We start from the raw sequence: 12,719 nt of genomic DNA on the forward strand, positions 1-12,719 counted from the left end.
GGCTATCATTCAGGGTAGATCAAGACGAGGAAGGGGCCGTTATTGTTGAGATATGCTGTACTGGACCGAGGGGACTCGCTCTCCCAAGGTCTCGCGGATAAACTACACCGACTGGCGGCGGACAAAGGATTTACACACGATCAGGACGAGCCCGAGATCGTTATCTCGATCGGCGGGGACGGCACATTGCTTCAAGCGTTCCACAGCTTTTTGCACAAGCTTCAACATGTATCCTTCATCGGCGTACATACCGGCCATCTTGGCTTCTACGCAGACTGGCAAGCCCATGAGCTCGAGGACCTGGTCGAACGAATGGCCACAGCCGAGCCATTCCTGGTACGCTATCCGCTTGCCAAGATCGAGCTGGAGACGACGGAGGGCAAGACCGAGTATCTGGCGCTGAACGAATTCACCCTCAAGGGCGTCAATGCGACCCTGGTCGCACAGATCAATGTCAACGACGAGCTGTTCGAGATGTTCCGCGGCGACGGCATCGTCATCTCGACGCCGACCGGCAGCACCGCGTACAACAAAAGCGTCGGCGGCGCTGTCCTGCATCCATCGATCCCGTCGCTGCAGATCGCCGAGATCGCTTCGATTAATAACCGCGTCTACCGGACGCTTGGCTCCTCGATCGTGCTGCCGGAGCATCATCATGTCGACATCATCTCCAAGAAGGAGCAGCGTCTGCTGCTCGCGATCGATCATATTAATATAGAGAGGGAGGACATCCACGCCATCCGCTGCAGCGTCTCCGATCAGCGGATCCGATTCGCCCGTTATCGTCCGTTCCCGTTCTGGAACCGGGTGCGCGAGGCATTCCTTGGCTACGATGTACGATAGATGAAAGAACTGCGCATGTATCTGAAGTTCGTCAAGCCCTACAAGGGGCTTGTCGCGCTCACGCTCGCGATCGGGATGATCAAATTCGCAATCCCGCTCCTGCTGCCCTTGTTCCTGAAATATGTCATCGACGATATCCTGATGGCCGACAAGCCCGCCGCCGATCAGATCAGCCAACTGCTGACGGTGATCGGGCTTGCTTTTGTGCTGTTCATCATCGTCCGTTATCCGATTGAATATTACCGTCAATACTATGCCCAGCTAACGACGAGCAAGATCCTGTTCGATCTTCGCAACAAGCTGTACGCGCACTTGCAAAAGCTGTCGCTGCGCTTCTATCAGAGTCGCAAGAGCGGCGAGATCATCTCCCGTATGGTCAACGACGCCGAGCAGACCAAGGCGATCGTCGAGACGGGGCTGATGAATGTGTGGCTGGACATCTTCACGCTGACGATTGCGATCGTCATCATGGCGACCATGAATGTGCCGCTGACGCTGGTCGCCATCCTCGTGCTGCCGTTCTACGGCTATGCCGTCAAGAAGCTCTACAAGCGGCTGCGCGACTACTCGCGCAATCGCTCGGCGGCGTTGGCCGATATGCAAGGTTATCTGAATGAGCATGTGAATGGCATCCCGGTCGTCAAGAGCTTCACGCTGGAGAGCTACGAGCAGGAGCAGTTCGGCCAGAAAAACGGCCACTTCCTGAGCCGGGCGATCGCCCTCACCAAGTGGAACGCCTTGACGACGGGCATCATCAATACGCTGACCGAGCTGTCGCCGCTGCTGGTGCTCGCGTACGGAGGCTACCTCGTCATCACGAAGGACCTGTCGCTTGGGGAGTTCGTCGCCTTTTACGGCTACCTGGACCGGCTGTATACACCGCTGCGGCGACTCGTCACCGCCTCGACGACGCTTACCCAGGCCTCGGCCTCGCTCGAACGCGTCATGGAGCTGCTCGCCGAGCCGGCCGATGTCATCGATGCTCCCGATGCCCGCGAGCTGACCGAGGTCCGGGGAGCGGTCGAGCTGACGAATGTGTCGTTCCGCTATCGCGAAGACAATGACTGGGTGCTCCGCGACGTCAGCCTGCGCATGGCCCCAGGCGAGACCGTGGCGCTGGTCGGGATGAGCGGCGGCGGCAAATCGACGTTGATCAGCCTGCTGCCGCGCTTCTACGACGTGCAGGAGGGCGAGATCCGCATCGACGGCCACGAGCTTCGCCAGCTGACGATCCGCAGTCTGCGCGCGCAGATCGGCATGGTGCTGCAGGACAACATCCTGTTCAGCGGCAGCGTGCGGGAGAATATCCTGCTCGGCAACCCCGGCGCCACTGAGGTGCAGATGCGCGAGGCGGCGCGGCGCGCCAACGCCGAAGCGTTCATCACGGCGCTGCCGGAGGGCTACGACACCGAGATCGGCGAGCGCGGCGTCAAGCTCTCGGGCGGCCAGAAGCAGCGGATCGCGATCGCCCGCGTCTTCCTCAAGGACCCGGCCATCCTTATCCTCGACGAGGCTACATCGGCGCTCGACCTCGAGTCCGAGCAGTTGATCCAGATAGCGCTCAAGGAGCTCGCTGCGTACCGGACGACGATCATCGTCGCGCATCGCCTCTCGACGATCACCCATGCCGACCAGATCATCGTCATGGAGCACGGCGCCATCGTCGAGCAGGGCAAGCACGACGAGCTGATGCGGCGGGACGGAGCCTACGCGAGGCTGTATAATGTGCAGCATCTATAGACGGGGGGGGACGGGAGTTGAGCCGCGAGGTCTGGCAGAGAGGTGGGTCGTGGGAGTTGACCGAGAGGGACTCAGGGAGCTGGCTAGATGAGCTAACCGTGGGCGCTGACTGAGGGGGCTGACCGGAGGGGGCGACCGGGGGAGTTGACCGCTGCTCCATATGAGCTCCCATGACCAGTATCGCCTTACGGCAGAGGAACAAAAGTGCACTTGAAGGCGACAACCTGGAGGAGGCACTCAGCATGGCCCAGGAAGCCCTGGCGCTTCACCTTTACGGAGTGGAGCGAGACAGCGATGTCCATTCCAAGTCCATCAAGCCCGTTCACGAACCTGATACCATTACGACGCCGAGAAAGGCGCGTTCGTGAACGTGGCCACGGCTAAAACTGCTCCGATCCGCGATGAGCTGCAAAATCGGACCGTGAAGAAGACACTGACGATCCCTCAATGGCTCAATTGATGAAGCTGAAGCTGCTGGCCTCAACTTCTCGCAGACACTTCAATCTGCTTTAAAAGAGAAGCTCGAGTTTCCGAACAGAACAAACTGAACATGATTTATATCGCCCGGCGAAAGCTGGGCTCTTTTTCGTCTACGGCCATCCGTTAGGCAGCGTCATACTCCCAGCCCTCCCCATGTTTCCCCTTCTTTTTTCGTGAAGCCAGATAATGCGAAGCCAACAAAAAGAGCTCCACCCAGAAAAATGAGTGACGCCCGTCGTATGAGCTTATGCGCTTACCACCACTAGGAACAGGCTATCTTATGGACAGATATCTCATCCTTGCTTATCATGCCAATAAAATTGCTCACGTAATGAATAAGGTCATCATCACGTAAGCAAGCTTTTATTTTTTCTTCCAGAGAGTAACAAGATAATATCCTAGAACAACGACACAAAGAGCAAGAAGGATGTTTGATAGCAGCTCGTTTTGTATTCTGACTACGTATGCACATAGCCCCGCCGCAATAATCATTGCCACATTCTCTACTCTATTTTTTTGTTGTTTCGAGTCAAGCTGTCTTACTATTCTGATACAAACCAACAACAATATTATTACTGTGGCAATGATCACCAATGTATGCATGAAGTCCATCGGCTACTATCTCCTTCTTTTATCAGAGTTCCTCCGCCGACTAAAGGGAAGGTTTGGGACGGCGACCGCCTGGAAGACTACGGTGGCCCACTCGATCGTCACAGCAAGTACACTGTCCGGATCACCGAGATGTACTATGTTTCAAGCCAATATCAGTTCTACATTCGGCGGGATGGCTGATCGCCTTCCTGCCTGACAATATCATAATAACACGGATTTATGGACGATATCGGCCATAGAGCGGCCATAAAGCAGACATTTATTTCATACGAGGAACTAAATCACCTGACGGTGACTTAGCTTACTAGCCGCGACTACTCTGTCGCCGGCTTTTCCTTTCTCACCAATTTTCCACTACCCTTGCACTCGTATCTGGCATATCCCATATCTTTCGTGCCGCAACGGGTCTCTTTCTTTACCGCCTCCGGGATGGCGAGCTGCAATTCTTCGGGGAACTGATTTGCATGGAGATCCCAGAACCTTGAAAGTGATCCTTTAAAATTTGTTTGACTAAACCTCGCTTCTTCAATGGTTCACCTCTCTCCATCCCCTCCTATTTAGTCGGCCATTTTATCCACAATTTAGGATGTTGCATAATTTCCCAATCAACAAAAAAAAGGTAATCCCGAGGCTGCCCTCTGGATCACCATTTTTGTTTTGCCTACGCTTAGGTTCTGCTTTGTCCCGTCCGCGCTTCTTGTGCTTGTCCGTCTCTTTTCTTGTCTTCCTGCGGCTTGTCCGCGCCGCCTCTCGCTTCGCGAGGCTTAGGCTCCTGAGGCTTGCCGCCGCTCTGCTGCGATTGCTGACCTGGACGACCCTCGTGACCGGAACGGCCTTCGCTGCGAGCGGAACCAGCGGTCATCGCGCCGCCCGATTTATGGTCCTGGTTGCGCGCTCCGCCCTGGTGGCCGCCGCCTTGGCCGCCTGATCTGCCTTCGCCCTGTCTGGCACCGGCGGGATGAGCAGACGCAGGCTTGCCCTCTTGGGCACGCCCTTCCTGAGACCGACCTTCCTGGCCTCTTCCTTCTTGCGTTCGACCTTCCTGGCGTTTGCCGTCAGCCGGTCGGCCTTCCTGGCCCTTCGCTTCCTGGCCCTTCGCTTCATGCGCTCGGCCACCTTCGTGGCCTCTGGACTCGGAGGCTCTGCCTTCATGCCCCTTGCCTTCGGCGTTACGCGGCTTGCCGCTCGAGCGCGAGCCGCGGTTGCGCGACTTATAGGGACGCTGCCGTGGCCCGGAGCCGCCTTGACCTTGCGGCGCGCCTTGGCCGCCCGTCGCCGCGACAGGCTCCGATACTGCCGCGATAACCGCAGCCGGCGGAGCGTGACGCTCGGACAGTCCCGGCTCGGACAACTCGATCAGCTCGCTTTCGTCCGAGTCGCCGCCCTCCTTGCCCGGGTCGTTCTTTTTGGCAGTCCCCGTCTTTAGCAGCACGAAGTACGGGCAGCCGAAGTTGCAATATTCGCTTATATAGTCGGACATAAACGTGAAGCTCGTGTCCTTGGTCGCCTTGGGATGACTATCGCGGTAAAAACCTTTGAGCCGCAGCTGTCCATAGCCCCAGTCCCCGATAATATAATCGTAGCGCTCCAACACATCGCTGTATCGGTTGCGGAACGCTTCCGCATTCCAGGCGGTCTTGTACTCATGCACCAGCTCGAATGTACGTCCTCCGATATGAATCAAAGCCTATCCACACTCCTTCTACGAATCCATCCGGCCATGCGGAGCGGCTTCATGCTCTGGCTGTCGACTGCGCCTGCTCCGCCGATTTCACTTGCTCATGGGCATGATAGGAGCTGCGTACCATCGGTCCGGACTCGACGTGGCTGAAGCCGCGGGCCAGTCCTTCCTCCTTCAGCTTGGCAAACTCGTCGGGATGCACATAACGCTCGATCGCCAGATGGTTCGGCGTCGGCTGCAAGTATTGGCCCAGCGTCAGGATGTTGCAGTCCACGGCGCGCAGATCGTCCATCGCCTGCAGGATCTCGTCATATTCCTCGCCGACGCCAAGCATGATGCTCGACTTGGTCGGGATCTTCGGCTGCATCTCCTTGGCGCGGCGGATTAGCTCCAGCGAACGATGATACTTCGCCTTGGCGCGCACGCGATCGGAGAGCCGCTCGACCGTCTCGATATTATGATTGAGGATGTCCGGCTTCGCATCCATCACGACCTGCAGCGCATCCTTGTTCCCCATGAAGTCGGGAATCAACACCTCGACGCTGCAGAACGGCAGCTTGCGACGGATCGCCTTGATCGTCTCGGCGAAGATCATCGCCCCGCCGTCAGCCAGATCGTCGCGCGCGACCGAGGTCACGACGCAGTGCTTCAAGCCCATCTGCACAGCAGCATCGGCGACGCGCTCCGGCTCCTGCAGATCGAGCTCGGTCGGCATCCCGGTATTAACCGCGCAGAAGCGGCAAGCCCGCGTGCAGATGTCGCCCAGGATCATAAAGGTGGCCGTACGGTTCGCCCAGCATTCGTAAATATTCGGACAACGCGCTTCCTCGCACACGGTGTGCAACGTTTTGGAGCGCATCATGTCCTTGATTTCCTTATAATTGCCGTCGGTCGTCAGCTTGATCCGCAGCCATTCTGGCTTGGGCAGCTTTTCACGTTGTTTCGTGCGCATGGGAGCATTACCTGCCTTATTTGTATTCGACGACGCCGCATGGCGTCCGTTTGTGGGGTATTCCAATCGTCACATCTCGTCTATTATAACATGAATCGGATAAAAACCAATGATTTGAAGATCATAACATGTAGACGAAATCCCGCATGCTTGCGGGACAATCCCGATCAGGAGGTGCTTATCCTTGAGGCAATGGAATACGTCCGGCCGCCGAATCGCCGCTGCGGCGCTAACCCTCTCCCTGCTGACGATATGCTCGGCAAATGGAGCCTGGGCAGCTGCCCCGGACGAGCGGGATCAGTTGTCCGCACTCATCGCAGTCCCGACCGCAACCATGGCTTTCCCGTTTGCAGCCGCAGCTGCTCTCTCCGCCACGATAGAGCAATATTCGAGGGGGATGGCGGAAACTGCGCTCACGAGTAATAACGAAACGCAGACGGCACCTTCTGCCAAAGAAACGCCTGCGGTCAACCAGGACCGAAGCCAGTTATTCGCTCAACGTCGCAGCTTATTCGAGCGAATGAGCGCGGTGACGACGATTCCGTGGTATTACTTCGCCGCGATCGATCAGTACGAGCGCACGCTTAACAAAGCGCTCCCGAAGAAACGGACAGCCAGCGGCCAGCTCCTGGCCATCTACATCCCGCCGGAGGAATGGGCCGGAGCGCTCAATCCCCATCCCGACGACGAAGCGCTCGCAGGCATCGCCATGTTCGGCGGCATCGGCCGCGACGGCAACGGCGACGGCAAGGCGAGCCGGGACGACGATGACGACCTGCTCTACACGATCGCCAGCTACGTCTTGAAGTCGGGGACGAACGAGGAGGACTTCGGCATCGGCTTGTGGGACTACTATCATAACACTCGCGCCGTCCAGCGCATCACCCAGTTCGCCAAGGTGTACCAGACCTTCGGCAAGCTCGATCTGTTCGAGCACGCCTTCCCTGTCCCCGTCGGCACCCGCTACTCCTACCGCAGCACCTGGGGCACAGGGCGGAGCTGGGGCGGCTATCGCATCCACGAGGGCACCGACATCTTCGCCGATTACGGGCTGCCGGTACGCAGCACCTGCTATGGCATCGTCGAGATCAAGGGCTGGAACCCTTACGGCGGCTGGCGCATCGGCATCCGCGATCTGGACAATGTCTACCATTACTATGCGCATCTGTCCGGCTACGACAAGACAATCAAGGTCGGCGATGTCGTCACTCCCGGTCAGGTGCTGGGCTGGGTCGGCAGCTCGGGCTACGGCAAGCCGGGCACCCAGGGCAAATTTCCGCCGCATCTGCACTACGGCTTGTACCGCGACCGCGGGCTCGTCGAGTGGGCCTTCGACCCGTACCCGTCGCTGCGCGCGTGGGAGCAGAGCGACCGCAAAAAGAAGAAGGGAAGCGGCTAGCGCGCCGCTTCCCCTCCCTTACCTTCTCCCCAGTACAGACGCTATGAATTTACAGGAAATACCCCTTCGTATTCCTCCATCGTCAGCTGTTGTTGATGAAGCTCAGACGCCAAAGCCTCACCCACATATCTCAGATGCCAAGGCTCATACTTATATCCCGTGATATGCTCTTTTCCCTTCGGATATCGGATAATAAAACCAAAGCGATACGCATTCTTGTCCAGCCACTCTGCCTCCGGCCTGTCTGCAAAGCAGTCTGTTGCCGCGCAACTGCCGTCTGCGCCAGTCACATCGATTGCCAGTCCTGTTTCATGCTCGCTTGTTCCGGGATAAGCGCTATAGGTCTGTGCTTTCTCCAAGCCATGCCTTTTGACATAACCTTCGAACAGTTGCTTTTGACGCGCATGCGATCGATAAGCGGATACGCCGGCTAACGGAAGTCCCCCCTCGCTCGCTGCAGCGAACAGTGTTTCGAGGGCTTGCGCCGCTTCCTTTCGCATCATCCGTTTTTCGATCTTGTCGTCAAATATAAATCGGACTTCGGGATATACAAGATCGTCAGGAGTATACCCTTCCGGAAGGGGATTCTGCTTGTTGATCAACGCAGTTAAAGCTTCCACATCGACATCGGCATCGCTCTCCTGCACTCCGCTCGTTGTTCCCTGTTCCACGATTAGCCAGCTCTCCGCTAGTTCGACTGCTTCAGGACTATCTTTAAGCACAAGGTCGGATGAATCGCATGCGGACAAAAGCAAAGCCACCGCCAAGACTTCCATATAGAGAGAGGATAACCTTACCCTTTTACAACTCCTTTTCATTCATCGAGATCCTCGCTTTCTGCTTGATGCTCCGCATTATAGACTCCGTTTGAATCATAGTTGCATCTGGCTTGTATCGAGGAAGAATCATCTCCAAATTTCCTCAAGGTGAAAACAAAAAAACTCCAAACGATAAAACGATCGCTTGGAGTTACCTTTATAGTAGAGGTTGAAAATTGGCATCATTCATGCCTTGAGATACCTCATTAAATAGCCGTGTGAAAAGATATATACTGTAATCAAAATTGTATGCTGCGACGAGACAAGTCTGTAATTATAAGCCTCGTAACTTCTACTAATATCCAGAAATTTCCCATCCTTTTCCATATAATAATCTATCAGTACTCTGTTTTTATTTTCCACGACTTCAAGACCAAGATAAGAGCTCCAGGATTCGATCAGCTTTTTGCCGTCCATTTCAATCGGCTTCTCAGATAACCCTGTATACAACAGAACCTTCCCCGTCGCATCATCCAAATAAAGCTCGCCCTTATCACCATTGTGTTGAAAGTAAACCGTCCATAATACAGCCTGAATGCCAGGATCGTCTCGCTTTGTATACAAGGCAACATTCATATCATACAAGAAGAATCGCTCGTCTTCAAAAGCCTGGAGGATTTCCAGCTTGGACAGCTTATGCGCCTCCTCCATAAACCTCCCCCTGGCCGTTTGTTCATCGAACCGGATACCTGACTCAAGACTGACCTTTTCTATATCCGTCGATTCCTCCGACAGGAGCTGCAAGCTGTTCCACAGGGAAGGTTCGCTCTCTTGAACAAGAGGCTGCAAAGGCCTCAGCTGGACGATGCCGCTCGTATCTCGATCTGAAACAGAAGTAATCCATTCCGGCAGGAACAGGCTGGTCAGAAGCGCCAGCAATGATAAAGAAATGGCCATGAAAAGCTTGACGCTCCCCTTCATTCCTCAGCACCTCCTGCAAACTCGATAAACACACGGGTGCCTTGCCCCAGACGAGAATCAATTCTCATGATTCCTTGGAACAATGCGACAATCTCGCTACATAAAGCGAGACCGATGCCGAAGCCCGAGCCGCCGCCTCTCGCCTTGTTCACCGTATAGAAAACCTCTGTCACGCGAGACACCTCCTGCTCTGGAATACCTTTGCCATTATCTTCAACGACGATCGTATACTTCCCTTCAGCCGTCATCTGACCCGATACCGTAATCTGATGATTATGCGGTTCCGGAAGAGCCGCTTTTCTGGCATTGTCGATCAAGTTCACGAGCAGCGAAGTCATGAGATTGGGTTCGACATGCAGGATCGCAGCCTCTGCGTACACTACAAAAGCAACCCCTTCCCGTTGAAGGATCAGCCCCATCGTCTGTTGCAGGCTATACAGCAGCTTTTGAATGCTTACTGGCTGAATGTCGAAGCTGCGATTTTGCACGACGAACAGCTCCAGCAGCTTGGATGAGAGGGTCTCCATCCTTTTCCCTTCCGTAATGATATAATTCGCAGCGAGCATTTTTGTTTCTTCTGTCAATTTTTTTGATCGCAGCATATCGGCATACCCGATAATAGAAGTGAGCGGCGTCTTTAATTCATGCGCGACGCTGCCGATAAAGTCGCGCTGCCGCAGCGTTGTATACTCCAGCTCGCGTATTTTGGACTCCAGACGCCCCGCCATTCTATTGAAATCCGTCGCCAGCATCCCGACTTCATCGTTTGTTGTGACGGCTGCTCGCTCTTCATAATTCCCTTTCGTTATTTCCTGAGCAGTCTTCGCGAGCTTCTTTAGCGGCAACAGCGTCCAAGTCGTGATAAAAAACAGGATGATGCCGTTAATAAGCACTATCGCCACCACCAAACGGCGATATAGCGAAAAGACATCGTGCCGATCTGAAAAAACGGAGCTCACATCTCGCACAGTCTCGATATACAGCTTGTTGCCGTCGCTCTGCTCCACGGACGAAATGACCTGGATGTAGGCCTTCCCGTGACTATGCCAGGTATTATACACTATCGTATTGTCCGGAATTGGTCCTCGATAGTTTCGTTCAAAATTCAAATCGCCTTGCATTGCCAAAGCCTTGTCCTCAGCATCAGAGATTCGTATCGACAAAAAGGGAGTCGAAAAATGAGCAATCACAGATTGGAGGAGGTGGAGTCGCCTTGATGAATCCAATCCATCAGACGAGCTATAGGGAAGCGCAGTTGCAACGTAGCTGCGAAGCATTTCATTTTCCTTCAACGCCAAGTTTCGTTCCTTGTCAAAAGCCGACTGAAACACAACGGCAATGAGGAAATAGCCGCCAATGCTAAAGGTCATCATGGTCATGACGAGCGTTGTGAAGAACATTTTCCAGGTTAGCTTCACGACTCCAGCTCCAGTCGATAACCCACCTTATATACTGCAGCTATGCGGTGCTCCCAGCCCAGTTTTTTTCTTAATCGCTGAACATGAAGGTCAACCGTGCGGCTATCTCCCCGTTCTTCCTCCCCCCACACCTTTTCATAAATTTTATCTCGGACTAACGCAATATTTTTATTCTGCACAAAAAGCGTTAGCAGCTCAAATTCCTTTTTCGTCAAAGCAACGTTCTCCTCGTTCTTTTGGACCGTTCTTGCTTGCAGATCCAACGTGACGTCACCGATTGTAAAAATCCATTGGCCCAGGTTATATCGGCGCAGCACCGCCTCTACGCGCGCCAGCAGCTCGATGATTTCAAAAGGCTTGGTCAAATAATCATCCGCGCCCAGTCTCAAGCCCTTTACCCGATCCTCCACCTGGGATTTGGCTGTGACGAAAATGACCGGGATAAGCAATGGCTTCACATACTCCATAATGTCATAGCCGTCGAATGCGGGAAGCATCACATCCAGCAAAACCAAATGATACGGGCGCTGCTCAAGCAAACGAATAGCCTCGCCTCCATCAAACGCACAATCGCAAAAGTAACCGGCATCCGACAGATTCAAACGGATTAAATCGGATATCGGCTGCTCATCCTCTACAATCAATATGCGAATCATTCGAATCCCCCTTCGATCGCAGACCTGTCTCATCTTCTATTGTAACGAAAAGTTGTATCCTAGTTGTATCTTCTAACGATAATCCTAGTCGGGGTCAATCATCTAGATGAGCGCAGCCTTTAACTTCTATTATCTCCAGCCAAAAAGAAGGGAAGCGGCTAGCGCGCCGCTCCCCTTCTTTATTTTTGCTATACCTACAATTCAAAGCGCCCAGAGGCCAACTCTCCGGAGAGAGGACCTCTGGGCGCACACGATTATGGCTGGGGCTGCTGCGGTTGCGTGCCCTCGATGATGCCGCTGCGGCGCTCCTCGAGCCGCTCCATCGGGACCGCGATATTGGGCGCGCCGCCGGCGCTGCTGCCGACCGGATTGCCCTTGTTGTCGTAATAATACATCGGCACGTCGCCGACGACGAGCAGATAAGAGATCGGGATCTCCGCCTCGACGATCTGCGGCTTCGTATCGAACGGGATGATGATCGCCACCTCGGTCGTCACCCGGATATACACCTCGACGAGCACATTGTTGATGCCCACATCCTCCTGACGGGTGTGCAGATCGGCTTTGACCGCGCCCACCGGCTCGAAGCGCACCGGCACGCGCGGACCAAAGGAGGAGAGGATCGCGCTGCCAAGCGCCCGGCCGATCGGGATGCGCTCGGGGACATTCTTCACATCCTGCAGCGTCGTCTGCACCGTGTTGATCGTCTCCGAGGTGATGCGCATATGCTCCGTATAATTGATCGCGAAGCCCGACACCTTGCCGCTCTCGCTCATCTTCCAATCGATCAGATCCTCCAGCCCCTCGCGTCCGGCCACTTGCTCGCTGATCGCCTTGTTGATCGCTTGCGTGGCCACCTGCTTCACCCGCAGCTCGGCGATATTCATGAGCGGCGGCCGCAGATTGCGCTCCATGAAGATGAAGAACTGGAAGGAGAGCAGCATGATCGCGATCAGAATGATCCATAGCCATCTCCGTCGTCGCTTGCCGCGCGGCGGCTTGGCGGCGGAGGACTTGAAGCGCGACGGCCTGGGCCGCCCCTGTCCGCCCCCGAATCCGCCAATACCGACCCGCCATCGCGGTCTGCCCCATCTCGCCATCCGCATCCCCTCCTGTCGCAGCGCTAGCCCCGCATTCTCGTCCCGCTTTGTATCAGCTTATGCTCGGGAGGCGGCAAAAAGAAGGTCAACCCTGCTAAT

General features: G+C 55.2%; 10 protein-coding genes. 3 read left to right on the plus strand and 7 right to left on the minus strand.

Translation table 11 applies throughout. The annotated features are described in order from the left end of the window. The first annotated feature begins 45 nt into the window (after positions 1-45). Both PA598K_RS24075 and PA598K_RS24080 read left to right on the plus strand, forming a co-directional pair. Entirely contained in the window at positions 46-843 is a 798-nt protein-coding gene (locus tag PA598K_RS24075; RefSeq protein ID WP_128659400.1) for an NAD kinase, read from the plus strand. Next, entirely contained in the window at positions 844-2,583 is a 1,740-nt protein-coding gene (locus PA598K_RS24080) for an ABC transporter ATP-binding protein (RefSeq protein ID WP_128659401.1), read from the plus strand. 1,759 nt (positions 2,584-4,342) lie between these two features. On the opposite strand, the gene PA598K_RS24090 is transcribed toward PA598K_RS24080, so the two are convergent. Together PA598K_RS24090 and lipA are read right to left on the minus strand one after the other, a co-directional pair. Then, the gene (locus PA598K_RS24090) at positions 4,343-5,359 is read right to left on the minus strand and encodes a YutD-like domain-containing protein (RefSeq protein WP_128659403.1); all 1,017 of its coding nucleotides are present in this window, start codon (positions 5,357-5,359) and stop codon (positions 4,343-4,345) included. 49 nt (positions 5,360-5,408) lie between these two features. After that, positions 5,409-6,374 (minus strand): lipoyl synthase, encoded by a 966-nt coding sequence (gene lipA, locus PA598K_RS24095; protein ID WP_376739068.1) that lies wholly within the window; start codon positions 6,372-6,374, stop codon positions 5,409-5,411. Between the two features lie 331 nt (positions 6,375-6,705). Between lipA and PA598K_RS24100 the strand changes: the two genes are divergently transcribed. Continuing rightward, on the plus strand, positions 6,706-7,707 hold the full coding sequence (locus PA598K_RS24100; RefSeq protein WP_376739069.1) for a M23 family metallopeptidase: 1,002 nt from the start codon (positions 6,706-6,708) through the stop codon (positions 7,705-7,707). 41 nt (positions 7,708-7,748) lie between these two features. Here PA598K_RS24100 and PA598K_RS24105 read toward each other — a convergent pair whose 3' ends face one another. From PA598K_RS24105 to yunB, 5 genes are all read right to left on the minus strand, one after another. Next, complete coding sequence (locus PA598K_RS24105; protein ID WP_307719894.1) at positions 7,749-8,468, minus strand: M15 family metallopeptidase; 720 nt, start codon at positions 8,466-8,468, stop codon at positions 7,749-7,751. A gap of 243 nt (positions 8,469-8,711) precedes the next feature. Further along, positions 8,712-9,446, minus strand: coding sequence for a hypothetical protein (locus PA598K_RS24110; RefSeq protein WP_128659406.1), 735 nt, complete (start codon positions 9,444-9,446; stop codon positions 8,712-8,714). Further along, positions 9,443-10,864: a sensor histidine kinase gene (locus PA598K_RS24115; RefSeq protein ID WP_128659407.1), complete on the minus strand. Its 1,422-nt coding sequence runs from the start codon at positions 10,862-10,864 to the stop codon at positions 9,443-9,445. Before PA598K_RS24115 ends, PA598K_RS24110 begins: the two co-directional genes overlap by 4 nt. After that, entirely contained in the window at positions 10,861-11,520 is a 660-nt protein-coding gene (locus tag PA598K_RS24120) for a response regulator transcription factor (RefSeq protein WP_128659408.1), read from the minus strand. The genes PA598K_RS24115 and PA598K_RS24120 overlap by 4 nt, the downstream gene beginning before the upstream one ends. A gap of 254 nt (positions 11,521-11,774) precedes the next feature. After that, a complete protein-coding gene (gene yunB / locus PA598K_RS24125) occupies positions 11,775-12,620 on the minus strand; it encodes a sporulation protein YunB (protein WP_128659409.1) in 846 nt (281 codons plus the stop codon). Between the last annotated feature and the right edge of the window lie 99 nt (positions 12,621-12,719).

This window comes from Paenibacillus sp. 598K (assembly GCF_003851045.1).
Taxonomy (GTDB): Bacteria; Bacillota; Bacilli; order Paenibacillales; family Paenibacillaceae; genus Paenibacillus_D.

What these genes read in the sequence shown, in the direction of transcription:
- PA598K_RS24080 (WP_128659401.1), top strand. Translation starts at nt 844, where the DNA reads ATGAAAGAACTGCGCATGTATCTGAAGTTCGTCAAGCCCTACAAGGGG.
- PA598K_RS24100 (WP_376739069.1), top strand. Translation starts at nt 6,706, where the DNA reads ATGGCGGAAACTGCGCTCACGAGTAATAACGAAACGCAGACGGCACCT.
- PA598K_RS24110 (WP_128659406.1), bottom strand. Translation starts at nt 9,446, where the DNA reads ATGAAGGGGAGCGTCAAGCTTTTCATGGCCATTTCTTTATCATTGCTG.
- PA598K_RS24120 (WP_128659408.1), bottom strand. Translation starts at nt 11,520, where the DNA reads ATGATTCGCATATTGATTGTAGAGGATGAGCAGCCGATATCCGATTTA.
- yunB (WP_128659409.1), bottom strand. Translation starts at nt 12,620, where the DNA reads ATGGCGAGATGGGGCAGACCGCGATGGCGGGTCGGTATTGGCGGATTC.